This is a genomic window from Bradyrhizobium sp. LMG 9283 (assembly GCF_045571415.1).
Classification (GTDB): Bacteria; Pseudomonadota; Alphaproteobacteria; order Rhizobiales; family Xanthobacteraceae; genus Bradyrhizobium.
On the sequence record NZ_CP120691.1, the window covers coordinates 882,015 to 905,621 of the forward strand.

Here is a 23,607-nt window from a genome sequence, read left to right on the forward strand (position 1 = left end):
CGAAACCCGGAACGCTCCGCGGCGCCACTCGTTTTAAGCCGCGTAACGGCTTGAACTGACAGGAGTATGCGAATGCGAAAGTTCATCCTTCCGATTGCGATGGCCCTTGCACTCGGCGCAGCGGCGCCGGCGATGGCCTATGACACCGGCGATCAGATCTCGATGCAGGTCGCGCTGGATGTCGCCAGCGATCTCGGCGTCGTGACGGTCTCGCACACGAACTTCCTCGGCGACGAATGGGAGGTCGATGGACGCGACCGTGCCGGCCGCTGGATGGAGGTCTATGTCGACGCGAGGACCGGTGAGGTGCGCAACGTCGAGCGCGGTTGGTAGGTCTGAAATGACGCAGCCGCGTAGCCCGGATGGAGCGCAAGCGAAATCCGGGTGCGCTCTCACCGGTGGCGCCGTCCCGGATTGCGCTGCGCTCCATCCGGGCTACGGCATCTTCACGTCAGCACCTTCACCCCGCCTAAACTCGTCACGCGGCCCTGCTTCAGCATCACGATCTGCGTCGCGAGCTGGCGCAGCTCGGCGGCGTCGTGGCTGACATAGACCATGGGTATGTTGGCTTCATCCCGCAGCCGCACCAGATAAGGCAGGATCTCGAGCTTGCGGCCCTCGTCGAGCGCGCCGAGCGGCTCGTCGAGCAGCAGCAGCCTCGGCTTCGCCAACAACGCGCGTCCGAGCGCGACGCGCTGGCGCTCGCCGCCGGAGAGTCTTCCGGGGCGGCGGCCGAGCAGGGCGCCGATGTCGAGCAGGTCGATGATGCGCCTGTGCTGGACAGGATCGGACGGCAGGCGGTTCATCCGCCGTCCGTAATCGAGGTTTTGCGCGACGTCGAGATGCGGGAATAGCCGCGCGTCCTGGAACACGTAGCCGATGCGACGGCGCCAGGCCGGGACATGGATGCCGGCCGCGGTGTCGTCGACGGTCTCGCCGTCGATCACGATGGTGCCGCGGTCGGGCCGCAACAGCCCGGCGATCATGTTGACCAGTGACGTCTTGCCGGCGCCCGAGGCGCCGAACAGGCCGATGACACGGCCTTCGCTGCTGAAGGATGCGTGCAGCGAGAATTCGCCGAGCTGCTTTTCGATGTCGACGCGCAGCATGGTCAATTTCCGTGCAGCCGCGCGGTGGCGCGGCGGGCGAACCACTCGGCGGCAATCAATGCGCCCAGCGCCAGCACGATCGAGACGATCACGAGCCGTCCCGCCGCGGCATCGCCGTCCGGCGTCTGGATCAGCGAATAGATCGCCGAGGAAATCGTCTGGGTCTCGCCGGGAATGTTGGAAACGAAGGTGATCGTCGCGCCGAACTCGCCGATCGCCTTGGCAAAACCCAGCACCATGCCGGCGAGCACGCCGGGCAGCGCCAGCGGCAGCGTCACCGTGAAGAACACCTTCCATGGCGCAGCACCAAGCGTCTCGGCGGCCTGCTCGAGCCGGCGATCGATCGCCTCGATCGACAGCCGCATTGGGCGCACCAGCAGCGGAAACGCCATCACGCCGCAGGCGAGCGCCGCGCCAGTCCAGCGGAATGCGAAGACGATACCGAGATGGTCGGCGAGGAAGGCGCCGGCAAGGCCGCGGCGGCCGAACGTCAGCAACAGCAGATAGCCGGTGACGACAGGCGGCAGCACCAGCGGCAGATGCACGAGTGCGTCGAGCAGCGATTTGCCCCAGAAATCACGCCGTGCGAGCAGCCACGCCAGTGCGATGCCGAATGGCGTCGCCACCAGCGTTGCAACGATGGCGACCCTGAGCGAGAGCAGGATCGCCGTCCATTCGGCGGGTGAAATCTCAGACATCAAGCCGCAGATATCACGTCGTCGGGGTGACCAGGAACTTGAAGCCGTATTTTTCCAGAATGGTCTTGGCCGCCGTCGAGCGCAGGAAGGCGAGATAGCCATCCGTCTCCGGCTTGGCGGTGGTGGTCGCGGCGACCGGATAGATGATCGCGGGATGCGAATCCGCCGGGAAAGTGCCGACGATCTTCACGCCCGGTTCGACCTTGGCGTCGGTGGAATAGACGATGCCGAGTACGGCCTCGCCGCGGGCGACCAGCGTCAGCGCGGCGCGCACGCTCTCGGCCATCGCGAATTTCGGCTCGGCCGCCTGCCAGGCGCCGAGCTTCTCCAGCGCGGCCTTGGCATATTTGCCTGCTGGCACGGACTTGACGTCGCCGGTCGCGATCTTGCCGTCGCCGGCGAGCTTGGCGAGATCGAAGCCATGCGCGATCGTCACGCTGTCGATCCTGGAATCCTTCGGCGCGATCAGCACGATGCTATTGCCGAGCAGGTTGACTCTGGAAGGCTCGTTGATGGTCTTCTTGGAGATCGCGTAGTCCATCCAGTCGGTGTCGGCCGAGACGAACACGTCGGCCGGCGCGCCCTGCTCGATCTGCCTGGCGAGCACCGAGCTTGCGGCATAGCTGACGCTGAACTTGACGCCGGTCCTGGCGGTGTAGGCGGCGTCGATCTCGTCCAGCGCGTTCTTCATCGAGGCGGCGGCGAACACGGTGATGGTCTTGTCTTCGGCCACGGCGGGCGAGAGGGCGGCGCCGGCGAGGATGACGAAGGCAGCGAAAAGTCCTGATAGACGAAACATGGGATGCGCTCCGTGCGAGCTCGCGCGCGCAGGGCAGCACGCGCAAATCTGGCGTCGAATGGGTCAGATGCGACGGGCGGAAGCGCTGTTCCACGGTCCCTTGCGACGGCTTACGGCCGGCGGGGATATCGCAATAGCGAAGATAGCAGGCCGCGCCGCTAGGTCAAACCTGGTTCGTCATCCCGGGACAAGTGCGCCTAAATCGCCGCTGGCGTCCCGGATCAGCGCGCGCTTAGGGCGCGCTTGTCCGGGACGACAGTAGTGGGTGAGGCGACAGCGTGCCTTACGGCTTCGCATCGCCCGCATGCAGCACCGCCTTGCAGGCGGCCGGCATCTGCGCCAGCGTCATCGGCGGCTTCGGTTTTGGCGGCTCCGGCGGCGGCTTGGGGTGCAGCACCGCGTCGGAGAACCAATAGGCGAGATCGGCGGGCTTGCAGCCTTCGTCTTCGGCCTGTGACGGCTGGCCCTCGCATTCGCCGTCGCCCGCAGGGCAGCGCATGCGGATGTGGAAGTGGTAGTCGTGGCCCCACCACGGCCGGATTTTGGATAGCCATGCGCGATCGCCCTTGGCCTCGCGGCACAACGCCTTCTTGATCGCGGCGTTGACGAAGATGCGCTGCACGGCGGGCTCCCGCGCCGCATCGCGCAGCACCAGCACGTGACCTGGCGTGAACACCCTGGGGTCGACGTCGAGCCGGTCCGGGCGCACCATCATCACTGCCGACATGTCCTCGCGCTCCTCGCGCGAGAGCCGGCGGTCCGGCATCGGCGTCAGCCAGATGTCGGCGTCGAGACCGATCTGGTGGCTGGCATGGCCGGACAGCGCCGGCCCGCCACGCGGCTGGGCGATATCGCCGACCAGAATGCCGGGCCAGCCCGCGTCCTTGTGCGCCTTCGCGGCGAGCCGCTTGATCAGCGCGATCATGTCGGGGTGACCGTAGCTGCGGTTGCGCGACAGCCGCATCACCTGCCAATGGTCACCGTTGATCGGAATCTGCTCCGCGCCGCCGATGCAGCCCTTGGTGTAGGAGCCGATGACATGGGCCGGCCCCTTCGACGGCAGCAGCTTTCGCGCGAACAGCTCCTTGGCGGGTAGATCCGGGTCATTCGGATTGGCGAGCGGCGGCAGCGGCTTCGGGTTGGTGCTGCCCTTGTCCTGTGCCAGCACGCCGCCGGCGGTCAGGCAAGCGAGCGAAAGCAGGAGGAGGGTGATGCCGCGGCGACTCATGCTGACGTCCTTATAGCCCAATGCTGCATCAGGGTTAAGAACGAGGCTTTGAGCCGGCTACCCCTCACCGCAACTCGCCAAATCGCGTCTCACACTTACGGTTTGTTAACGGTGCAATAACCGTATTCTGCATTGACCAAAATTCGTGCGCGGCGTGAGGAAAATCTGCAGCTCGCATGCAATCACGCGCGATTTCGGAACTGATTCAAGCGCGCGCGCAATTTTGCGCCAGATCGATCATTGATTGCGGCGCTGGACTCAGTCTGATGACGTCTGCCGCCGCGGCCGCGCCGCGCAAACAGGCAGAAAACTCCGCCGCGTGCGGACTGCGGCCGGGCAAGATTACTTTTTTTTCAGACACTTGCCCCAACACTTGCGGCCGCTGGGCGCGACTGGGACGAGTGAAGTTGAGTTTGGGGTCTCGAAGAACAAAAAAGCGAAAGCAAAGCGTGCTTGCCCGCGCCGGCCAGAAGGCGCGCAAGCCGCGCTTCGCGCGCGCGTCGTGTGCCCTTTCCGAACGCGACGAAGTCCTGCGCAGCCGTGCCGAGGCGGAAGCTGCGATCGCGGAAGCGCGCAAATCCCATGAGCGCCTGCGTCAGGCCATCGACATTCTGCCGCAGGGCATCGTGTTTCTCGATGCCGAAGGCCGCTACGTCCTCTGGAACAAGAAATACGCCGAGATCTACAGCAAGACCGCCGATCTGTTCGAGGAGGGCGCGCGCCTCGAAGACACGCTGCGCATCGGCGTTGCCCGCGGCGACTATCCCGAGGCCATCGGCAACGAGGACGCGTGGATCGCCGACCGGCTGCAAAAGCTCTATCAGCCCGGCGCGCGCCACGAGCAGAAGCTGTCGGACGGCCGCGTCATCCTGATCGACGAGCGCTTGACCGATGATGGCGGCGTCGTCGGCCTGCGCGTCGACATTACCGAATTAAAGCAGCGCGAGGCCTCGTTCCGCCTGCTGTTCGACGGCAACCCCGTGCCCATGATCATCTGCGCGCTGGACGACGAGCGCATCATCGGTGTCAACGACGCCGCAATCGCGCATTACGGCTACAGCCGGGCCGAGTTCGAGCGACTGAATATCCGCTCCTTGCAGGCCTTCGACAGCGAACCGCCCTGGACCCTTGATGTGACCGGCGAGGAACAGGCCGGCCGCACCTGGAAGCACGTCAAGGCCGACGGCGCGCTGATCGACCTTGCAATCTATTCCCGCGAATTGACCTATGCCGAGCGGCCCGCGGTGCTGCTCGCGCTGATGGACATCACCGAGCGCAAGCGCGCTGAGGCGCGGCTCGCCTTCATGGCCCAGCATGACGGGCTGACCGGCCTGCCCAATCGCAGCCTGCTGCGGCAGCAGATGGACGAGATGCTGCTGCACACGCGGCGCAGCGCCGAGAAGCTCGCGCTGCTGATCCTCGGGCTCGACAATTTCAAGGCGGTCAACGACACGCTGGGGCATGCGGTCGGCGACAAGCTTTTGCGCGGCGTCGCCAAGCGGCTGCGCTCCACTTTGCGCGAAGAGGACGCGCTAGCGCGCCTTAACTCCGACGAGTTCGCGATCGTACAGAGCGGGTTGGCGCGGCCGGAAGACGCGGTGGGTCTCGCAAAACGCCTGCTCGAGGCCATTGCCGATCCCTATCTGCTCGACGGCCATTCCGTGGTGATTGGCGCCTCGATCGGCATCGCCATGGCGCCGGGCGATGGCGATGATTCCGAGAAGCTGCTCAAGAGCGCCGACATGGCGCTGTCGCGTGCCAAGGCGGATGCGCGCGGCACCTTCGCCTTCTTCGAGGCTGCGCTCGATGCCAAGGCGCAGAGCCGCCGCAAGATCGAGGTCGAGCTGCGCGAGGCGATCCAGAACGACGTGCTGCGTCCCTATTACCAGCCGCTGATCGATCTCCAGAGCGGCCGCATCACCGGCTTTGAGGCGCTGGTGCGCTGGCCGCATGCCGAGCGCGGCATGGTCTCGCCGGCCGAGTTCATTCCCGTCGCCGAGGACACCGGACTGATCAATCCGCTCGGCGGGCAGATGCTGCGCCGGGCCTGCCTCGATGCCGCAGCCTGGCCCGACGACGTCCGCGTCGCCGTCAACCTGTCGCCGCTGCAGTTCCGCAGCGGCAATCTGCTCTCGATGGTGACGGACGCGCTGAAACATTCCGGCCTGCCGCCGCGCCGGCTCGAGCTCGAGATCACCGAGACGCTGCTCCTGGAGAAGAGCGCCCAGGTATTGGCGACGCTGCACGCGCTGCGCGCGCTCGGGGTGCGCATCTCGATGGACGATTTCGGCACCGGCTATTCCAGCCTCAGCTATTTGCGCAGCTTTCCCTTCGACAAGATCAAGATCGATCAGTCCTTCGTGCGTGATCTCGGCGCCAACCGCGAGGCCCAGGCCATCATCCGCTCCATCGTCAGCCTCGGCAAAGGTCTTGGCGTCACCATCACCGCCGAAGGCGTCGAGACCGAAGCCGAGCTGAGCTGCCTCCGCGCCGAAGGCTGCCATGAGGGCCAGGGTTTCCTGTTCAGCAAGGCCCGGCCGAATGCGGAGATCATCAGCTTGCTCGCCGCGCAGCGCGGCATCGATGGCAATGACGAGGACGCTGCGCTGGTGGCGTGAGTCGGATACTTTGTAAGGGATGCACTGCTCTCTCACTCCCTCGCACCGTTCTTACGGGGAGAGGCTGGGGTGAGGGGTCTCTCGGCGAGCTCCGTTCAAAGTGTGTGCTCGCGTCGTGCCCGCCGTGATAGACCATTGCTCTGGTCGAAATCTCGCCTTGCCCCTCACCCGGATCGCTGCGCGATCCGACCTCTCCCCGCAATAGGGCGGGGAGAGGTTCAGTGAGCCGATTGCTCTTTAGCCTCCCGCCAAAATCACCTTCCCCACGTCCTCATAATGCGTATCCCGCGCCTGGATCTGCTGCGTGATGGCATGCATGTCGCGGAACCGGCGCTCGAACGGATGGCTGCGGAATACGGCAGTCGCGCCGGCCATGTGATAGGCGGCGTCGACCACGCGCGCGGATTGATGGATGGTCCAGGTGGCGGCCAGCCGGACCGCGCTGCGATGTGCCGCGCTGAACGCGCCGGTCGCGGACAGGTCGCGCCACATCGCATTCGCGGTCGCGTAAAGATAAGCGCGGGCGGCTCGCAAGTCGCCTTCGGTGCGGCCGATCAGCCCCTGGACGGCCTGATTGTCGCGCATGGCGCTGGCCGCCAGCGACTGGTGCTTTCCACGCGCCAGCGCGATAGCCGCATCCAGCGTGGCGCGCGCAACGCCAAGCGAGACCGCGGCAAAGCCGAGGCTGAAGGTCGCGCCGGTGCCGATCCTGTAGAGCGGCCCCGTCTCGTGCAGTGCCGACGGCACGTCGCGAAACGCCGTGAAGCGCTCGGCGACGAAGAGGTCGTTCACCTCGTAAGAATCCGTGCCGGTGCCGGCGAGCCCGATCGCCTGCCACACGTCGTGCAGCGTGGCGCGCGCCACCGGAAACAGAATGGTGCGCACCTCCGGCGACCCGTCAGGATTCTTGCGCGGCACCCCGTCAGCCCCGACGATGCGGACATGCGCTCCCAGCCAGCTCGCTTGCCGCGAACCCGAGGCAAAGTCCCAGCGTGCGCTGACGCGATAACCGCCCTCGACTGCGCGCGCCTCATGCGCGATCGCGCCCCAGGCGAGAATGCCGGGCGCGGTGTTGAAGATCTCATGCGCGGTGTCGTGATCGAGCCAGGCCGCGATCATCGCGCAGACGCCGCACTGGCCGAGACACCAGGCGGTGGACGCATCCGCCTTGGCGATTTCCTCCAACATCTGCATGAATGCTTCCGGCGGAGCTTCCGCGCCGCCGAGGCTTTGCGGCAATAATGCCCGGTAGAGCCCGTTCTCGATCAGCGCAGAAACGACTCCCGGCGTCAGCCGCCGCATCCGCTCGATCTCGTCGGCCTCGCGCGCAACCAAAGGGGCGATCGCTCGCGCCCGCTCGACCAGACCAAATCCGGGAAGCTCGGACATCCGCGTTGTCTCGCCCCTTCTGCCGTGAGCGGTAGAGGCGCGATGTTGGTCCATTTGGCTGATGAGATCAAGGCGATGCGTCGGCCGATGGGTGTCATGCCGATCCAAGGCAAGTGAGGACTGCGACGAGACCTTGATGTGAATCAACCGTGATGGCGATCGCGCTGCTAGGCTCTCGATAGCCGCAGGAGCGTGCCATGACGGTGCAAGACCAGTCCGGGTATCGAGAGCGCCCGCAAGTGGGGGCGCACCAACCAGGAGAGGCATCGCGCAGGCGCGAAATCGATTGCGACCGTGCCGTCGGCTTTGATGAAGCGCGATCTTCGAATCGACCTCTTTCGGGGCCTTTCACTGTGGTGGATCTACATCAATCGCATTCCGGAAAACTATCTGAACAGGTTCACGCCCAAGAATTTCGGCTTCAGCGATGCAGCAGAGATTCTCGTATTCTTGTCGGGCCTTGTGTCCGGCTGCGTCTATGGCGACCTCTTGCGTCGGGGCGCGGCACCCGTAAATTTCCCAAGTGCCGACCCCCAGCCGCAGTCGTTAAATGGTGCAGGTCGTGGGGCCGCACCATGAAGACACCGAAGCCAAAGCAATGGGCCGAGCAGGAGATTCGACGGCTGGTTGTTCTGGCCCGGCGGGGCGTTGGAGCATCGAAGATAGCCGCCGAACTGGGCCGCCACGCCGGATCAGTCAGGCAAATGGCGCGAACGAAGGGACTACTGTTGAAGAAGTAGCCGCCGGGCAGGGCGCTGCTATTTTGTTTCGCACTCACCCCGTGAGGGCCGGGGCCGGTTCTGTGACACCAGGCTCTCGATCAGGCGGTGAGCCCACCGAGCAATTTTCGAAATGATCGAGCGGCGCATCCTTGGCCAAATGCTCCCAATATTCGGCTTCGGCGAGCAGTTTCCAACCTCGATCCGGATGACGCGCGGCTGTCTGACGGCACAATAATGCCATCGCGCGCAGGCGACCCGCAGTATCCATCTACTCCTCCCATTATTCTTGTTCATTATTCTTGTTAATTGCACCCTATTTTCTTTTTTTGCGTCGGAGTCATTATGATTATGCCGCAAAACTAATTTTCACTTTCAAAGCGCGATTCGACTTTCGCTACATCTTCGAATTGCATTTCGAGCACAACCCGGCGCAATCCCGGAATCGCGCGCGTAGTAGAGCGAAGCGAAACCCATCAAAACTTTCATTCTTACAAATCGGAACTGGCAAGAAAGCGAACCTGCGTCCCGCCCGCTTGGGCGATGAGTTTCGCAAGAGCTCAACCCATCCTGCGAGCTAAGGCCAAACCGTCGCCGATGGACCTCCAACAGACATGCTGACGACACTTTTCTAACTCTTTGCGAATTGACGGCCGGGACCATGTCGGCTTGGACCGGTCTCGATCGTCCTTGGGTGACACGTCCCGGACGTGCTGGAGATGGACCCGGCACATGCGACGTGATTTCGTCAATTCGAGCCGTCAAAGTCGGAACCGGAGCAATGCCCATGAGGATCACTGTCGAAACCAGCGTAGCCGCCCCCGTCGATCGGGTCTGGCGTGCCTATACGACGCCTGCCGATATCGTTCACTGGAACGCCGCGTCGGACGACTGGCATACGACCAGGGCGACGGTCGACCTGCGGGAGGGCGGCGCCTTCTCGTCGCGCATGGAGGCCAAGGATGGCAGCATGGGCTTTGACTTCGCCGGTACCTACACGAAAATCGTCGAACACGAGCGAATCGAATATGCGTTCGGCGATCGAAAGGCCGAAGTCGAGTTCGTACCCGACCCGAACGGAATTGTCGTCCGCATCGTCTTCGATAGCGAACCAACGCATTCGGTCGAGCAGCAGCAAGGCGGCTGGCAGGCGATCCTCGACAATTTTGCACGGTACGTCGAGGCGAAGCAGAAGGCGTCGTGAGGGTGTGCAGCTCGTAGAGCTCGTAGGATAGGTAGAGCGAAGCGAAACCCATCAAACATCATCCTTGCAAGTCAGAACTGGCAAGAACTACGAGAACCTGCGTCCGTCCGTTTGGGCGATGGGCTGCGCAAGAGCTCAACCAGCCCTACGTGCTGCACCCGAGCGGCCGGATCGCCGATGGGATCAGGATCGCGCAGCGAGGCGCGGAATAGGCACAGAGCCTTTTGCATGGTTCGAGGTCGGATTGCGTGACTTGTTGGCGGAAGCTCGAGGAGCGACGGCAGAAACGAGACGAGCGGAATCGTGCGCAGCGATTGCCAACGCGTCCACCAGCCCTAGGAGTGGTCGGTGAGCAATCGCTCCATGATGATCGTCCGTTCGTCGCCATAATAGCTGTCGCGCACGGCGTTGAATCCTAGTCGCGCATAGAAAGTCTCCGCGGTGACTGACGAAGGGACTGTCAAGGACGGGATGTTTCGCTCACGCGCAGTGCGCTCGAGCTCGGTCATCAGCAGCTTGCCGATCCCGCGGGCCTGAACGTCGGGAGAAACGAAGACGGTGCGGACGACGCTTCCGTCGAGGCTTGCCGTCCCAACGAGGCGGTTACCGATAGTGGCAACGAAAACTGTGCGTTGCCCGATCAGCCGGCGCACGGCGTCTGGGCCGAAGCTGCGCTCGATCCTTTCGATGATCTGCTCCGTATAGTCCTTCGCATTCGTCTCGCGCAGCGCACGCAAGATAACCGCGCTGATGGCCTCGGCGTCATCGTCGAGCGCGGGCCGGATGCTGCATTCCATGGATCGCTCCACTGAAGTCTTCGCGAATGACGGGATGTTGAGCCTGCGCCACAGGCGTGGCAATCAGCGGACAGTTCAACAACGTTTCACTCGATCACGTCGTCCGCCAGCACGAGAATGGTGGGTGGGATCGTCACTCCAAGCGTGCGCGCAGTTTTGAGGTTGACGGCCAGCTCGAATTTGGTTGGAAGCTGGATTGGCATTTGCGGGCTTTTGTCCCTTCAGAATCAGATCGACATAACCCGCAGCGCGACGAAAGAGGTCGCCGATGTCGGCGCCATAGCTGATCAGAGCGCCGGCGTGCGCGAACTCCCTCTGCTGGCCGATGACAGCGATCTTCATATCGATGCCAATGCGGCAAATTGCGTCCTGCATGGCGGCGGTCATGTAGTCGCGAATGACGATCACGGCCTCGCCGCCCGCGTCCGCGAGCACATTGAATTGCTCGGCGACCGCCGCCGCCGCCGCGCTCGTGAGTCCGAGGCGCACCGGCTCCAGCCCCGCGCGTCGTGCTTCCTCGATGGTTTGCGCGCCCCAGGCGCTGAAGGTCGGATCCGTCGTATTGTTCAAGACGCCGATCCTCTTCAGCGAGGGCAGGATCTCCCGGATCATTTCGATGCGCTTGGCCGACATCTCCTCGCCGAACGCAGCGAAGCCGGTGAGACTGCCGCCCGGCCGGGCGAGGCTCTGAAACAATTCAGGGTCGCTTTGCACCGCAGGCAAAGCCACGGCGACAACGGGAATATTGGTCTTCCTGACGATCGCGCGTGCTGCGGCTGGGCCTGGCGAAAGCAGGACATCCACTTGTCTGGCCACCAGATCGTCGATCAATGCCAGGCCGCGCGAAACATCGCCGGCCGTCGAGTGGCCTCGATGACGATGTCGCGGCCCTCCGCATAGCCCAGCTCGGCCATCGCCTTCCGGAAGGGAACGAGCGTCGCATTGTCGATTTCCGGCGTGGCAAATCCGACGAACCCCACGACGGGAACGCGCTTTTGGGCAAATGCTTCGCGCGCCGCTATAGCCGCCATTCCCAAGAAGCCCAGAAACTTCCGTCGCCTCATTTGGCGTCTCGCCATCCCGGAGCGATCTGATCGAGGCGATGGTACACCACTATCGCCGGCGTTAGAAAGTCCACGCGGGGGCGGGCCCGGCCGTCGAGGAAGGGCTTGGCGGGCCGGTTTACTGGCCAACAGCAGGCTCGAGGATCGGCAGATGTGCTTCGTGAGACCAAGGTTGGTTCGCCGGCGGTCGGGAGGTGAGCAATCAATCAAGTCTGGCGAGAATGTCCTGGATGAACGGATCCTTGGCGATCAGGTACTGCCGAATACCCGAGGTATTTTCGCGCTCGAGCCTCAGTTTCAAATCCCGATATCTCGCGCGATCTCCGGCATGCTGACGCAGGTGATCCCGAAACTTCAGCATCCGCGCAATCTGTCCATGACCATCAAGACACACATGAAGCTTGTGGGTGCGGGCGCCGTTGACGTCCCGCTTGAAGAAATGATGGCCCGGAGAGAGGTCGCTGCCACCGCGATAGCCGAGCGCCGCTAGTGATCGGCTCCAATCTTCCAGCCTGCTGTCCGACCGGACCACGGCAAGCACGTCGATTTCAGCCTTCGCCGCCAATCCGGGCACCGCGGTGCTTCCGAGGTGATGAATGCCGATCAACGCGGAACTGAAAATGGGTTTCAGCCGCGCCTCTTCCGCCGCGTATTGCTCCGGCCAGGTCGGATCGTAAGGCGTGATCGGGCTTGTGAGCGGCATGTTGAATATTAAGCCGAAACACGAATTCCGCCTAGTTCACCAAGGCGGTATCCGTTGGACGTCGTAGGCAAAGCCAAACTCCGGATGCTGAGCGGTAGAAGCGCTCCTCGAGACTGGCAGGTCGCTTTATGGGCTAGAGGCCGACGTGAGCCGTTACGTGCGATTGCCCCTGAATATTGAGATCAGATGCTGCGTGCGTGCCTCACACCCGCCGCGATGATGCCACCATACCCCTGTTTTGCCCGACGGGTCAAACCGATTTCGTAAAATCAAAAAACACAATGCCGCCAAGGGGGCGGCTACTGTGCATGGGGTTGTTTTCGCGATTTTTGTTTGCGGGCCGCCGATGACCGGACCGATTCGAACCTCGTCATGCTCGAAACAGTCCGGGCCGTCGCCTCAGCTGTCCACCTTCAGCGCGGCAATGAAAGCTTCCTGCGGGATGTCGACCTTGCCGAACTGCCGCATCTTCTTCTTGCCTTCCTTCTGCTTCTCCAGAAGCTTGCGCTTACGCGTGATGTCGCCGCCGTAGCATTTTGCGGTGACGTCCTTGCGCAGCGCGCGGACCGTCTCGCGGGCGATCACCTTGCCGCCGATCGCCGCCTGGATCGGGATCTGGAACATGTGCGGCGGGATCAGCTCCTTCATCTTCTCGACCATGGCGCGGCCGCGGCCCTCCGCGCGGGTGCGGTGGACCAGCATCGAGAGCGCGTCGACCGGCTCGGCGTTGACCAGGATCTGCATCTTGACGAGATCGGCCGGCTTGTAGTCGGTGAGGTGATAGTCGAACGAGGCGTAGCCCTTCGAGACCGACTTCAGGCGGTCGTAGAAATCGAACACCACTTCGTTCAGCGGCAGGTCGTATTTCACCATGGCGCGGGAGCCGACGTAAGTGAGCTCCTTCTGCGAGCCGCGGCGGTCCTGGCACAGCTTCAGCACGCTGCCGAGATATTCGTCCGGAGTCAGGATCGTCGCTTCGATCCAGGGCTCGTCGATCTCGGCGATCTTGACCACGTCGGGCATGTCGACGGGATTGTGGATCTCGATCTCCTGGCCGTCGGTGAGCTTCATCTTGTAGATGACGCTCGGCGCGGTCGCGATCAGGTTGAGGTCGAATTCGCGCGACAGCCGCTCCTGGATGATCTCGAGGTGCAGAAGTCCGAGGAAGCCGCAGCGGAAGCCGAAGCCGAGCGCGGCCGACGTCTCCATCTCGAAGGAGAAGCTGGCATCGTTGAGGCGCAGCTTGCCCATCGCGGCGCGCAGCGTCTCGAAGTCGTCGGCATCGACCGGGAACAGGCCGCAGAACACGACCGGAATCGCTGGCTTGAAGCCCGGCAGCATCTCGGCGACCGGCTTCCTGTCGTCGGTGATGGTGTCGCCGACGCGGGTATCGGCGACTTCCTTGATTGCGGCGGTGATAAAGCCGATCTCGCCGGGCCCGAGCTCATCGACCTGCTGCATCTTCGGCGTGAAGAAGCCGACGCGCTCGACGTCGTATGCCGCGCCGGTGCCCATCATGCGCACGCGCTGGCCCTTCTTCATCGTGCCGTCGACGATGCGCACCAGCACGACGACGCCGAGATAGACGTCGTACCAGCTGTCGACCAAGAGCGCCTTGAGCGTCGCGTCGCGGTCGCCCTTCGGCGGCGGCAGACGGGTGACGATCGCTTCCAGCACGTCGGGGACGCCGAGGCCAGTCTTGGCCGAGATCATCACCGCATCCGAGGCATCGATTCCAATGACGTCCTCGATCTGCTGCTTGACCTTCTCCGGCTCGGCGGCGGGCAGGTCGACCTTGTTCAGGACCGGAACGATCTCGTGATTGTTGTCGAGCGCCTGGTAGACGTTGGCGAGCGTCTGCGCTTCGACGCCCTGGCTGGCGTCGACCACAAGGAGGGAACCCTCGCAGGCCGCCAGCGACCGCGAGACCTCGTAGGCGAAGTCGACATGGCCGGGCGTGTCCATCAGGTTGAAGATGTAATCCTTGCCGTCCTTGGCGCGGTACGAGAGGCGCACCGTCTGCGCCTTGATGGTGATGCCGCGCTCGCGCTCGATGTCCATGGAATCGAGCACCTGCTCCTTGCCCGCCATCTCGCGGTCGGAGAGGCCGCCGGTCATCTGGATCAGGCGGTCGGCCAGGGTCGATTTGCCATGGTCGATATGGGCGACGATGGAGAAGTTGCGGATGTTGGAAATGGGGACGGTCGTCATAGGCGCGGGATACCACTCACATCCCCCTGCGGCAACCATTCCGTTACCCTCCTGCGCTTGCAGGGGGCTGCCGGCGTCGATTTCGGTGGCGGCCTCTGCTATTTTCCCGACTTTCGGTCATGGAAACAGGCAATGCGCTGGAAGCTTCTTTCCGCCCTGCTGTTTGCAGCATGTTTCATCGCGCCGGCCGCGGCCGAAAAACGCGTGGCGCTCGTCATCGGCAACTCCGCCTATCAGAGCGTGCCGCGGCTGGAAAATCCTGCGAATGATGCGCGGCTGGTAGCCGGTACGTTGCAGCGGCTCGGCTTCACACTGGTCGGCGGCGCTGCCCAGGTCGAGCTGGACAAGGCGGGCTTCGACACCGCGGTCCAGCGCTTCGGCAGCCAGTTGATCGGCGCCGACGTCGCCTTGTTCTACTACGCCGGGCACGGCATCCAGCTGCGCGGGACGAACTATCTGGTGCCGATCACGGCAAATCCGGCGCGCGAAACAGACGTGGATTTCCAGATGGTCGATGCCGCGCTGGTGCTGCGGCAGATGGACAGCGCAGGAACCAAGCTTAACATCGTGATTCTCGACGCGTGCAGGAACAATCCGTTCGGTGGGCGGGGCCTGCGTGCCTCCGACGGCGGTCTCGCCCAAATCCGCGCCCCCGAGGGAACGTTGCTCTCCTATGCCACGCAACCCGGCAACGTCGCGCTCGACGGGTCCGACGGACATAGCCCCTATACGCGGGCGCTGGTGGAAACCATGCAGCGGCCCGGGCTCGACGTGCTCCAGACCTTCAATCAAGTGGGCCTCATCGTCAAACGTGCGACCGGCAGTGCCCAACAGCCCTGGGTCTCCTCTTCGCCGATCGACGGCTCGTTCTACTTTTCAGGCGCCCCGGCGGAGATCGCGGCAGCCCAGGCCGCGACAAACCAGGTGGCGGCCGCCAGCGTGCCGGCGACCGTCGTGCCGCCCGCATCGAACCTTCCGTCGTCCGCACCTGCGGCTGCCAGAACTCAATCGGATTTCCTGTTTCCCGATTCCGGCAGCCGGCTGCTTGCCGATGACGATCTGCGGCCGCTGAGCAAGGACGAGCTGCGCATCGCGCGAAACGAGATCTTCGCGCGGCATGGGCGCTACTTCAACGCGCCCGATCTGACGGCGCGGTTCAGCAGGTACGCCTGGTATGTCCCCCGCACCTGGGACCCGCAGCTGAGCGCCGTCGAGAAGGCGAATGTTGCGCTGATCGAGCGCTATGAATCCGGCGACGCGGCGCAAAGCGGCTTCATCTTCCCGGATTCGGATCGGCGCCTGCTCACGCTCGCCGATCTGCGCGGGCTTTCGAACGACGAGCTCCGAATCGCAACGCAACGAGATCTTTGCGCGGCGGGGGCGGTATTTCGAATCGGCAAATCTCAAGACGCGCTTCGAGCGCTTCTCCTGGTACTCGCCCAACACCTGGAATCCCAAGCTCAATTCGATCGAGGAGGCGAATGTCGCGTTGCTCGAGCAGGCCGGTAAGCGCCGATGATCGCGCTGCGGGCCGCGCAAATCTTCGCCGTCTTCGTGCTCGCATCTGCCCCGGCGAAGGGGCAGTCCAGGACCGAGCTGCTCGATCGGCTGGTGCGTGCCTATCCCGAGGCGCTGTCCGGCCACGACGGCAAGCAGATCTTCTGGCGCGACGGCACCGCTATGCCCGTGGACGACGGCATTGAGGGCAAATCATTCGATCAGCGCCTGCGCGATGCCTCGATCATCGACCAGCTCCGTTTGTCCTATCCGATTGGCGTTTCCGCAGCCCCGGCAGTGAACGCCGATCCAGGACGGTTCAGGAACGAAGCGTTCTTCAGGAAGATGTATGGCGACTGCCATGCCGGCGCGGTCCAGCGCAATCTCGTCACCATCGTCTGGCTGCCGCGATCGTGGGGCAAGGCGATTCAGGTGACGCGGATCAACGGCGTCGCCGATCGGCTCAGGGAGGTGTCGGCGGAAATCGACAAGCTCGAGCCGGCGCTGAAGGCTGCCGCCTTTCCGATTGCCGGCGTGCTGTCGTGTCGGCCCGTCGCCGACACCGGCAAGATGAGCATGCATGGCTATGCCGCCGCGATCGACCTGAACCTGCGATATTCCGATTACTGGCTGTGGTCCGGCCGGGGAAAGTCGATTCCGTACAAGAACAGGATGCCGCAAGAGATCGTCGATATCTTCGAACGTCACGGCTTCATCTGGGGCGGCAAATGGTATCACTACGACACCATGCACTTTGAATATCGCCCGGAACTGCTGGCCCGGTGAATGCGATGATTTCCGGACGGAGAGGGCGTTCGTTCACGCCAAGCTGATTTCACTCGCGCGCAAAACGCGCTACCCAAGCGCCCCATGTCAACCGCATCCCTCCCGACCGCCAGGGCGCGTCAGAAAACCCGGGTGAGTTACCATCGCTTCCGTGCCTGGCTGGTTGCCTGCGCGGTCCGCCCCGAGGCGCGCCTGTGGCTGGTGATCCAGCTCGCCATCCTGCATGCGGTGCTCTGGACCTTCATCCTGATCAATCTCAAGGCGGCCCAGGACGTTCACATGGATGTCGCAGAAGCCTGGGGCTGGGGCCAGAAATTCCTGTGGGGCTACGGCAAGCATCCGCCGCTGTCGGGCTGGGTGGCCGGCCTCTGGTTCAAGGTGTTCCCGGCGGCGGACTGGGCGACCTATGCGCTGGCGATGGCGACGGTGAGCGTCGGCATGGTGATCTGCTGGCTCGTGAGCTTGCGCGTGGTGGACGCGCGGCGCGCGTTCCTGGTCGTGGTGATGGTCGCGCTCTACCCGATCTTCAATTTCAAGGGATTCAAGTACAACCCGGACCTGCTCCAGCTCGTCACGTTGCCGCTCTTGGTGCTCGCTTATCTCAACGCGTTCGAGAAGCGGACCTGGCAATCCGGAGTCTTGCTTGGCCTTGCCGGCGCGCTGGCGCTGATGACCAAATATTGGGTGCTGACCATGATCGGCGCCATCGGCCTTGCCGCGCTGATCCATCCCGACCGGTTGCGCTTCCTGTCGTCGCCGGCGCCGTGGGTAGCGATCGCGACGATGGTCGTGGCGATGATCCCGCACATCGTCTGGCTGGCGGATGCGAATTTCGTGCCGCTGACCTATGCCGGGGACACCTACAGTCTTCAGGACAAGAGCCAGGTGCATCAGCTCGTCGCCGGCTATGCTCTGCATAATGTCGCGTTGCTGGCACTGCCGGTGGCGCTCGCGGCGCTGGCCATGGCGCTGGTGCCGCCCTGGGTCAAATTGCTGCTGCGCGCGCCCTCGCGCATCGTCACGCGCGCCTGGGCGCGCGGCGCCAATGCAGGCGTCAATCTCTCGCAGGCGCTGAATGTCTGGATCGTCCAGGTCATCGTCGCGGTCGGCCCGCCGCTCGGCGCGCTGGTGTTCAGCATCTACATGAAGACCGATTGGGGCATCTCGCTGTTCTTCCTGGTGCCGCTCGCGCTGGTCGCGATTCCGGCGCTACGGGTGCAGAGCGCCGTGCTGTTCAACATCGCCGCGATCTGGCTCGTGCTCAGCGCCGCGACGCTTGCCGCCTCGCCCTGGATCGCCGCGCGCGAGATGGCGGCCAATGCCGGCAACACGGCGACCTATGGTGCGCGCTCGGAGCTCGCGCGCAAACTGACGCAGGAGTGGCACATGCGCTTTGCCTCGCGCTGGGCCGTCGTCGCCGGCACCATGGAGTCGATCCAGCCGATGGTGTTCTACAGCCCGGATCATCCGTCTGCGTTCACGCCGAACGAGCCGTGGAGTTCGGGTCTGACGTCACTCGACGATGTCAGGAAGTATGGCTTCATCGGCGTGTTCGATCCGACCGACGGCCGTCTGCCCGCGTTCGAGAAATGGGTGTCGGAGGTGGCGCCGAACGCCGAGCGCATGGTGATGTCGACGCGCCGCTTCACCCACGGCAAGGCTGGCCCGTCGATGAGCTGGAACATCTACATCGCGCCGCCGGGAAAGTAGCGAAGGTGCCGTAGGACTCTTTCCTCTTGACAGGAGGTCCTACGGTACTGAGCGCGTAGCTCAGACCCCTTCCTCATTGAACTTACTCTCGACGAGCTCGGTGATCGCCGCGAGCGCGGCTTCGGCGTCAGTACCTACCGCCGACACCGTGATCGTCGTGCCAGGACCAGCAGCGAGCATCATCAAGCCCATGATCGAGGTGCCGCCGACGGTCTCGCCGCCGCGCGTCACCCACACCTGCGCGTTGAAGCGCTCGACCGCCTGGACGAATTTCGCCGAGGCGCGCGCATGCAGGCCGCGCTTGTTGATGATCAGGAGCTCCTTGGAGATCGCGCCCGCGGGCACGCCGGTCCCGGCTTGGGGCGCGTCGTCGCTCATTTGCCGGCGAGCACGCGGCTGGCGATGGTGACGTATTTGCGGCCCGCTTCCTGGGCCATCGCGATCGCGTCCGGCAGCGGCCGCTCCTCGCGCACCTTGGCGAGCTTCACCAGCATGGGCAGGTTGATGCCCGCGAGCACTTCGACCTTGGGCCGGCTCATGCAGGATATTGCGAGGTTCGACGGTGTGCCACCGAACATGTCGGTGAGGATCGCAACGCCGTCGCCGGAATCGACGCGGTTAACCGCCTCGATGATGTCGCTTCGGCAGAGATCGGAATCATCTTCGGCACCGATCGTGATCGCTTCGATTTGCTTTTGTGGGCCCATGACATGTTCAAGCGCCGCCTTGAATTCGTCGGCAAGGCGCCCGTGGGTCACAAGTACTAGACCAATCATCGGAAAACTCCTCGCGGGCGCTTTTGGTGCGCCGCACGAACGCGCCACTTTGACCATCCAGAGCCCCCGCGCAAGAGGGGATGTTGCGTATCTCCCTGAATATAGACGGATGGATAAGGGGAGCTGCGCCGGTCTATTCGGTCGCGATACTGGGCTTCATATGGTTACCATTTCCCTTCAAACAATCGCCAGAAGGGTTAACCGAAGATGAACTCTTGGTAGTGGTCAAGGCCGCGACAACCAAGGGGAGGGGCGAATAGTCGCGGGGGACCGGGATTCGCGGTATTTCGACACCAGAAATGCTGGTTTTCAGGGATTCCGCCGCAGGCAGGCGCTCCGCATCCGTCGCATCCAGATCGACCACGAGACCGACGGTCGCATGCTCCACGAAGTCGCAGCGGCGGATTCCGAGGCCCCGGATCTCGATCAGGCCAGCCAAGCGAGCTGCCGGGCGGACCTCAATTTCGTGGCCGACTGTCGCCAGATGGACACGGTCATCACCGACCAGAACGGCCCTTTCCACCACGCCGGAGCGTCCTGCCATGATCAAGTCGAAGGCAAGGCGCGACTTGCCGGAGCCCGAGGGCCCGCGGATCAGCACGGCAAAAGTCCCGACCTTGACGGCGGAGGCGTGAACGCTGGGCCCACCGTCGCTCATAGGGCTGGCAGCCTCACCACGAAGCGCGCACCGGCAACCGTCGGAGCGCCGTCGGCATCCAGCGGGCCAGGACGGTTCTCCGCCCAGATGCGTCCGCCATGGGCGTCGACGATCTGCTTGGAGATCGACAGGCCGAGGCCGGAGTTCTGGCCAAAGCCCTGATGCGGACGGTCGGTGTAGAAGCGCTCGAAGATGCGCTCCAGCGCGTCGTCGCGAATGCCGGGGCCTTCGTCGTCGACCACGATCTCGATCTCGCCGCGCACGCGGCGGCAGGTGAGGCGCACCTTGCTGCCGGCTTCCGAGAACGATTGTGCATTGGAGAGGAGATTGGAAATCACTTGCCCGAGCCGAGAATCGTGGCCCATCACGGAGAAAGTGTCGGTCGGGCTGCGGCCCTCGAAGCGCGTCTCGACCGCGACGTCGTGGCCGAGCTTGGTTTCATTGGCGACGGACGCCAGCGTCGTCAGCAGGCGGCGCAGGTCGACCGGGATCGCGTCCTGGCGCTGCAATTCGGCATCGAGGCGGCTGGCGTCGGAGATGTCGGAGATCAGCCGGTCGAGCCGCTTGACGTCGTGCTCGATCACCTCGAGCAGGCGCGCGCGGCTGTTCTCGTTGCGCGCCAGCGGCAGCGTCTCGACCGCCGAGCGCAACGAGGTCAGCGGGTTCTTCAATTCATGGGCGACGTCGGCGGCGAACATCTCGATCGCCTCGATGCGGCTGTAGAGCGCGCTGGTCATGTCGCGCAGTGCGCCGGAGAGGTGGCCGATCTCGTCGCGGCGGCGGGTGAAATCGGGAATCTCGATGCGCGCCTTGATGCGGCGGCGGACGCGCTCGGCGCTGTCGGCGAGCCGGCGCACGGGCCCGGCGATCGTGCTCGCCAGCAAGAGCGACAGCATGATCATGACGGCGGCGGCGACGCCGCCGACCTTCAGGATCGCGAGGCGCTCGGCGGTGACCATCTGGTCGATGTCGTCACCTTGCGTCGACAGCATCAGCGCGCCGTGGATTGCGCGCGAGCGGAGCACGGGGACCGCGACCGACACGATCACCTCGCCGCGCGCATTGACCCGCACCATCGAACGCTTCTGGCCCTGAAGCGCGTCGCCCACCTCCGCATAGCCATTGCCGTTCTCGGGCCCGAGCTCGCGATAGAGCGGCAGATCGCCGCGGTTCAGCCAGGTACGCACTGCGACCATGCCGCGCTCGACGATGCCAGGCTTCTCGGCCGGCGGCGGCAGGTCGTAGCGCAGCACGTTTTCGAGGTTGCGGCTGTCGAGCAGCAGGCTGCCGTTCGGATCGTAGATGCGGGCGCGCGTCTTGGTCGGCGAGATCAGCGTGCGCAGCACCGGCGCCACGCGCTCCGGATTGATCGGGAAGTCCAGCGGCGAATATTCGTCCGAGCCGCCATAGGTCTCGCCCGGCTTCAGGTCGAGCAGCCGGTCGGGATCGATGGTGATGGCGTTGGTCTGCACCGTGGCGGAGGCCGCGATCGCGCCGGCGATGATCTCGGCCTGGACCAGCAGGCTCTGCGCGCGCGCGTCGATCAGGCCGGCGCGGAATTGCGACAGGTACAGGATGCTCGCCACCAGTGCGACGAGGCCGGCGAGGTTGAGCGAGACGATGCGGCGGGTCAGGCTCGAGAAGGACAGCGCAAAGAAGAACTGCCCGGCGCGTTTCAGCCAGTTCAGCGGTCGCCAGCCCTGCGGCTTATCTTCAGTGACGTGCTCCGGAACGCCGCTGGATGCGAGATCCCCGGCGCTCTGGTTTGGGTCAGGCTGCGTTCGGTCAAGCAATGCTTACGCCCGCGTTAGGACAGGCCGTGCGAAGGTCCCCCGCATCCTAGAGCGATCCTGGCCCCGATGGAACGAGAACCGCAGATGCTCTCGATCGTCGTGGAGGGGGACCCGCCGCCCTCAGGCTTCCTTGAAACGGTAGCCGACGCCGTAAAGCGTCTCGATCATCTCGAACTCGTTGTCGACCACCTTGAACTTCTTGCGCAGCCGCTTGATATGGCTGTCGATGGTGCGGTCGTCGACATAGACCTGGTCGTCATAGGCGGCGTCCATCAGCGCGTTGCGGCTCTTCACCACGCCGGGCCGGGTCGCGAGCGCCTGCAGGATCAGGAATTCGGTGACGGTCAGCGTCACCGGCTCGTTCTTCCAAGTGCAGGTATGGCGTTCTGGATCCATGCGCAGCAGGCCGCGGTCGAGCGCCTTGGCGTCGTTCTCCTTGGGCACGACGGTCGGGTCCTTCGGCGCCGAGCGGCGCAGCACCGCCTTGACGCGCTCGACCAAAAGGCGCTGCGAGAACGGTTTGCGGATGAAGTCGTCGGCGCCCATCTTGAGGCCGAACAGCTCGTCGATCTCTTCGTCCTTGGAGGTGAGGAAGATCACCGGCAGGTCGGATTTCTGCCTGAGACGACGCAGCGTCTCCATGCCGTCCATGCGCGGCATCTTGATGTCGAGGATGGCAAGATCGGGCTGGGTGGTGCGAAAACCATCGAGCGCGGAGGCGCCGTCGGTGTAAGTCATGATGCGGTAGCCTTCGGCTTCCAGCGCGATCGAGACGGATGTGAGAATGTTGCGGTCGTCGTCGACCAAAGCGATTGTGGGCATGAGCCTCTGCTTTCTGCTTTCCGTTTGGGTCGTGGCTTGAAACGGCGAGCAATCCAGTGATGCGCCGCATACATGGGTGCCGAACTCGGCATTCGAACCTTGTCACCGAGCAATGCAAGCTGGGCTGAAGTGTGACCAAGTTCCACGAAACACGGCAGATTCGCCGCGTCTCGACCCATAACCGGGCCCCCGTTTACCCGAAACAAGGCCCCCCATGCAACCACCTGACCTGAGAAAGCCGATGCAACCGCCCCCCGATTTCGACCCCGGAAAGCTCGCCAAATCGCTGCTGCGACGGTCCCGGCAGGGGGCGCTGGCGACGCTGATGACCGGGAGCGGCGATCCCTATTGTTCCCTGGTCAATCTCGCCAGCCATCCAGATGGCTCGCCAATCCTCCTGATCTCTCGCCTCGCCGTGCACACCCGGAACATCCTCGCGGACAGCCGGGTCTCGCTGATGCTGGACGAGCGCGTGGTTGGCGATCCCTTGGAAGGCGCCCGGATCATGCTGTCAGGCCGCGCGGAAGAGGCTGCCGCGGAGGATCTGCTCCAGCGACGGTATCTCAGTGCCCATCCGTCGGCAGAGGGCTTTGTTTCCTTTAAGGATTTCTCCTTCTTCCGGATCCGGCCCACGGGAACTCATCTGGTTGCGGGTTTCGGCCGGATCGTCGATCTCAAGCCCGAGCAATTCCTGACGGACCTCACCGGCGCCGAGGACCTGCTGGCCGCGGAAGAGGGCGCCGTGGAGCACATGAACACCGACCATCGCGACACCATGAACCTCTATGCAACAAAGCTTCTCGGCGCCGCCGCGGGTGATTGGCGCTGCACCGGCTGTGACCCTGAAGGCCTCGACATGCAGGACGGCCAGACCACGCTGCGGCTCGACTTCCCGGAGCGGGTGACGGATGGCCCGGGCTTGCGCAAGATGCTGGTCCGCCTCGCTGGCGAAGCGCGCATGAAGGTGGATCAAAGCGCAACAGGTTGAACGCCGCCGCCCATCGCTGCGACCCAGATCGTAACCGG

General features: G+C 64.0%; 23 protein-coding genes and 1 pseudogene. 9 read left to right on the top strand and 15 right to left on the bottom strand.

Annotated features, from left to right (window positions below; all coding sequences use genetic code 11):
• Positions 1-72: 72 nt before the first annotated feature.
• Positions 73-333: a PepSY domain-containing protein gene (locus P6U29_RS04085; RefSeq protein WP_407116429.1), complete on the top strand. Its 261-nt coding sequence runs from the start codon at positions 73-75 to the stop codon at positions 331-333.
• Positions 334-446: 113 nt separating this feature from the next.
• Here the strand turns inward: P6U29_RS04085 and modC are convergent, their stop codons facing one another.
• From modC to mepA, 4 genes are all read right to left on the bottom strand, one after another.
• Positions 447-1,109 (bottom strand): molybdenum ABC transporter ATP-binding protein, encoded by a 663-nt coding sequence (gene modC / locus P6U29_RS04090; protein WP_407116430.1) that lies wholly within the window; start codon positions 1,107-1,109, stop codon positions 447-449.
• Positions 1,110-1,111: 2 nt separating this feature from the next.
• The gene (modB, locus tag P6U29_RS04095; RefSeq protein WP_407116431.1) at positions 1,112-1,807 is read right to left on the bottom strand and encodes a molybdate ABC transporter permease subunit; all 696 of its coding nucleotides are present in this window, start codon (positions 1,805-1,807) and stop codon (positions 1,112-1,114) included.
• Between the two features lie 13 nt (positions 1,808-1,820).
• Entirely contained in the window at positions 1,821-2,606 is a 786-nt protein-coding gene (gene modA / locus P6U29_RS04100; RefSeq protein ID WP_407116432.1) for a molybdate ABC transporter substrate-binding protein, read from the bottom strand.
• A 283-nt stretch (positions 2,607-2,889) separates the two neighbouring features.
• Positions 2,890-3,834 (bottom strand): penicillin-insensitive murein endopeptidase, encoded by a 945-nt coding sequence (gene mepA, locus P6U29_RS04105; RefSeq protein WP_407116433.1) that lies wholly within the window; start codon positions 3,832-3,834, stop codon positions 2,890-2,892.
• Between the two features lie 449 nt (positions 3,835-4,283).
• On the opposite strand from mepA, the gene P6U29_RS04110 reads away from it, so the two are divergent.
• Positions 4,284-6,452 (top strand): putative bifunctional diguanylate cyclase/phosphodiesterase, encoded by a 2,169-nt coding sequence (locus tag P6U29_RS04110; RefSeq protein WP_407116434.1) that lies wholly within the window; start codon positions 4,284-4,286, stop codon positions 6,450-6,452.
• Between the two features lie 237 nt (positions 6,453-6,689).
• Here the strand turns inward: P6U29_RS04110 and P6U29_RS04115 are convergent, their stop codons facing one another.
• Positions 6,690-7,841, bottom strand: coding sequence for an acyl-CoA dehydrogenase family protein (locus tag P6U29_RS04115; RefSeq protein ID WP_407116435.1), 1,152 nt, complete (start codon positions 7,839-7,841; stop codon positions 6,690-6,692).
• A 309-nt stretch (positions 7,842-8,150) separates the two neighbouring features.
• On the opposite strand from P6U29_RS04115, the gene opgC reads away from it, so the two are divergent.
• Together opgC and P6U29_RS04125 are read left to right on the top strand one after the other, a co-directional pair.
• Positions 8,151-8,420: an OpgC domain-containing protein gene (gene opgC / locus P6U29_RS04120; RefSeq protein ID WP_407116436.1), complete on the top strand. Its 270-nt coding sequence runs from the start codon at positions 8,151-8,153 to the stop codon at positions 8,418-8,420.
• 927 nt (positions 8,421-9,347) lie between these two features.
• Complete coding sequence (locus P6U29_RS04125) at positions 9,348-9,764, top strand: SRPBCC family protein (protein WP_407116437.1); 417 nt, start codon at positions 9,348-9,350, stop codon at positions 9,762-9,764.
• Positions 9,765-10,099: 335 nt separating this feature from the next.
• On the opposite strand, the gene P6U29_RS04130 is transcribed toward P6U29_RS04125, so the two are convergent.
• From P6U29_RS04130 to lepA, 5 genes are all read right to left on the bottom strand, one after another.
• Positions 10,100-10,561 carry a GNAT family N-acetyltransferase gene (locus tag P6U29_RS04130; protein WP_407116438.1) on the bottom strand — a complete coding sequence of 154 codons (462 nt, stop codon included), beginning with the start codon at positions 10,559-10,561 and terminating at the stop codon, positions 10,100-10,102.
• A 75-nt stretch (positions 10,562-10,636) separates the two neighbouring features.
• Positions 10,637-11,392, bottom strand: a complete 756-nt coding sequence (locus tag P6U29_RS04135; RefSeq protein WP_407116439.1) for an ABC transporter substrate-binding protein — start codon at positions 11,390-11,392, stop codon at positions 10,637-10,639.
• A complete protein-coding gene (locus P6U29_RS04140) occupies positions 11,389-11,625 on the bottom strand; it encodes a hypothetical protein (RefSeq protein WP_407116440.1) in 237 nt (78 codons plus the stop codon). The genes P6U29_RS04135 and P6U29_RS04140 overlap by 4 nt, the downstream gene beginning before the upstream one ends.
• Before the next feature lie 202 nt (positions 11,626-11,827).
• Positions 11,828-12,328 (bottom strand): GrpB family protein, encoded by a 501-nt coding sequence (locus tag P6U29_RS04145; protein ID WP_407116441.1) that lies wholly within the window; start codon positions 12,326-12,328, stop codon positions 11,828-11,830.
• A 399-nt stretch (positions 12,329-12,727) separates the two neighbouring features.
• Entirely contained in the window at positions 12,728-14,539 is a 1,812-nt protein-coding gene (lepA, locus tag P6U29_RS04150) for a translation elongation factor 4 (RefSeq protein ID WP_407116442.1), read from the bottom strand.
• Positions 14,540-14,671: 132 nt separating this feature from the next.
• Between lepA and P6U29_RS04155 the strand changes: the two are divergent.
• From P6U29_RS04155 to P6U29_RS04170, 4 genes and pseudogenes are all read left to right on the top strand, one after another.
• Positions 14,672-15,610: pseudogene (locus tag P6U29_RS04155) on the top strand (caspase domain-containing protein); the annotation flags it as partial.
• A 172-nt stretch (positions 15,611-15,782) separates the two neighbouring features.
• Positions 15,783-16,058: a YARHG domain-containing protein gene (locus tag P6U29_RS04160; RefSeq protein ID WP_407119597.1), complete on the top strand. Its 276-nt coding sequence runs from the start codon at positions 15,783-15,785 to the stop codon at positions 16,056-16,058.
• On the top strand, positions 16,055-16,822 hold the full coding sequence (locus tag P6U29_RS04165; RefSeq protein WP_407116443.1) for a M15 family metallopeptidase: 768 nt from the start codon (positions 16,055-16,057) through the stop codon (positions 16,820-16,822). The genes P6U29_RS04160 and P6U29_RS04165 overlap by 4 nt, the downstream gene beginning before the upstream one ends.
• An 84-nt stretch (positions 16,823-16,906) precedes the next feature.
• Positions 16,907-18,532 carry a glycosyltransferase family 39 protein gene (locus P6U29_RS04170; RefSeq protein ID WP_407116444.1) on the top strand — a complete coding sequence of 542 codons (1,626 nt, stop codon included), beginning with the start codon at positions 16,907-16,909 and terminating at the stop codon, positions 18,530-18,532.
• 60 nt (positions 18,533-18,592) lie between these two features.
• Here the strand turns inward: P6U29_RS04170 and P6U29_RS04175 are convergent, their stop codons facing one another.
• The 5 genes from P6U29_RS04175 to P6U29_RS04195 all read right to left on the bottom strand — a co-directional run bounded on the left by P6U29_RS04175 (position 18,593) and on the right by P6U29_RS04195 (position 22,581).
• Positions 18,593-18,910: an HPr family phosphocarrier protein gene (locus tag P6U29_RS04175; RefSeq protein ID WP_407116445.1), complete on the bottom strand. Its 318-nt coding sequence runs from the start codon at positions 18,908-18,910 to the stop codon at positions 18,593-18,595.
• The gene (locus P6U29_RS04180) at positions 18,907-19,308 is read right to left on the bottom strand and encodes a PTS sugar transporter subunit IIA (RefSeq protein WP_007597752.1); all 402 of its coding nucleotides are present in this window, start codon (positions 19,306-19,308) and stop codon (positions 18,907-18,909) included. Before P6U29_RS04180 ends, P6U29_RS04175 begins: the two co-directional genes overlap by 4 nt.
• 133 nt (positions 19,309-19,441) lie before the next feature.
• Complete coding sequence (locus tag P6U29_RS04185) at positions 19,442-19,966, bottom strand: HPr kinase/phosphorylase (protein ID WP_407116446.1); 525 nt, start codon at positions 19,964-19,966, stop codon at positions 19,442-19,444.
• Complete coding sequence (locus tag P6U29_RS04190) at positions 19,963-21,759, bottom strand: stimulus-sensing domain-containing protein (protein WP_407116447.1); 1,797 nt, start codon at positions 21,757-21,759, stop codon at positions 19,963-19,965. Before P6U29_RS04190 ends, P6U29_RS04185 begins: the two co-directional genes overlap by 4 nt.
• Before the next feature lie 120 nt (positions 21,760-21,879).
• Positions 21,880-22,581 (bottom strand): response regulator transcription factor, encoded by a 702-nt coding sequence (locus P6U29_RS04195; RefSeq protein ID WP_025032555.1) that lies wholly within the window; start codon positions 22,579-22,581, stop codon positions 21,880-21,882.
• Between the two features lie 241 nt (positions 22,582-22,822).
• On the opposite strand from P6U29_RS04195, the gene P6U29_RS04200 reads away from it, so the two are divergent.
• Positions 22,823-23,569, top strand: a complete 747-nt coding sequence (locus P6U29_RS04200; protein WP_407116448.1) for a HugZ family protein — start codon at positions 22,823-22,825, stop codon at positions 23,567-23,569.
• Positions 23,570-23,607 lie beyond the last annotated feature (38 nt).

Excerpts from the sequence above, each read along its gene's own strand:
- P6U29_RS04115 (WP_407116435.1), bottom strand. The coding sequence starts at position 7,841 with ATGTCCGAGCTTCCCGGATTTGGTCTGGTCGAGCGGGCGCGAGCGATC.
- P6U29_RS04175 (WP_407116445.1), bottom strand. The coding sequence starts at position 18,910 with ATGAGCGACGACGCGCCCCAAGCCGGGACCGGCGTGCCCGCGGGCGCG.
- P6U29_RS04180 (WP_007597752.1), bottom strand. The coding sequence starts at position 19,308 with ATGATTGGTCTAGTACTTGTGACCCACGGGCGCCTTGCCGACGAATTC.
- P6U29_RS04145 (WP_407116441.1), bottom strand. The coding sequence starts at position 12,328 with ATGCCGCTCACAAGCCCGATCACGCCTTACGATCCGACCTGGCCGGAG.
- P6U29_RS04125 (WP_407116437.1), top strand. The coding sequence starts at position 9,348 with ATGAGGATCACTGTCGAAACCAGCGTAGCCGCCCCCGTCGATCGGGTC.
- P6U29_RS04195 (WP_025032555.1), bottom strand. The coding sequence starts at position 22,581 with ATGCCCACAATCGCTTTGGTCGACGACGACCGCAACATTCTCACATCC.
- lepA (WP_407116442.1), bottom strand. The coding sequence starts at position 14,539 with ATGACGACCGTCCCCATTTCCAACATCCGCAACTTCTCCATCGTCGCC.
- modB (WP_407116431.1), bottom strand. The coding sequence starts at position 1,807 with ATGTCTGAGATTTCACCCGCCGAATGGACGGCGATCCTGCTCTCGCTC.
- P6U29_RS04140 (WP_407116440.1), bottom strand. The coding sequence starts at position 11,625 with ATGAGGCGACGGAAGTTTCTGGGCTTCTTGGGAATGGCGGCTATAGCG.
- P6U29_RS04170 (WP_407116444.1), top strand. The coding sequence starts at position 16,907 with ATGTCAACCGCATCCCTCCCGACCGCCAGGGCGCGTCAGAAAACCCGG.
- P6U29_RS04185 (WP_407116446.1), bottom strand. The coding sequence starts at position 19,966 with ATGAGCGACGGTGGGCCCAGCGTTCACGCCTCCGCCGTCAAGGTCGGG.
- modA (WP_407116432.1), bottom strand. The coding sequence starts at position 2,606 with ATGTTTCGTCTATCAGGACTTTTCGCTGCCTTCGTCATCCTCGCCGGC.
- P6U29_RS04085 (WP_407116429.1), top strand. The coding sequence starts at position 73 with ATGCGAAAGTTCATCCTTCCGATTGCGATGGCCCTTGCACTCGGCGCA.
- modC (WP_407116430.1), bottom strand. The coding sequence starts at position 1,109 with ATGCTGCGCGTCGACATCGAAAAGCAGCTCGGCGAATTCTCGCTGCAC.
- P6U29_RS04200 (WP_407116448.1), top strand. The coding sequence starts at position 22,823 with ATGCAACCGCCCCCCGATTTCGACCCCGGAAAGCTCGCCAAATCGCTG.
- P6U29_RS04165 (WP_407116443.1), top strand. The coding sequence starts at position 16,055 with ATGATCGCGCTGCGGGCCGCGCAAATCTTCGCCGTCTTCGTGCTCGCA.
- P6U29_RS04130 (WP_407116438.1), bottom strand. The coding sequence starts at position 10,561 with ATGGAATGCAGCATCCGGCCCGCGCTCGACGATGACGCCGAGGCCATC.
- mepA (WP_407116433.1), bottom strand. The coding sequence starts at position 3,834 with ATGAGTCGCCGCGGCATCACCCTCCTCCTGCTTTCGCTCGCTTGCCTG.
- opgC (WP_407116436.1), top strand. The coding sequence starts at position 8,151 with ATGAAGCGCGATCTTCGAATCGACCTCTTTCGGGGCCTTTCACTGTGG.
- P6U29_RS04160 (WP_407119597.1), top strand. The coding sequence starts at position 15,783 with ATGAATCCGGCGACGCGGCGCAAAGCGGCTTCATCTTCCCGGATTCGG.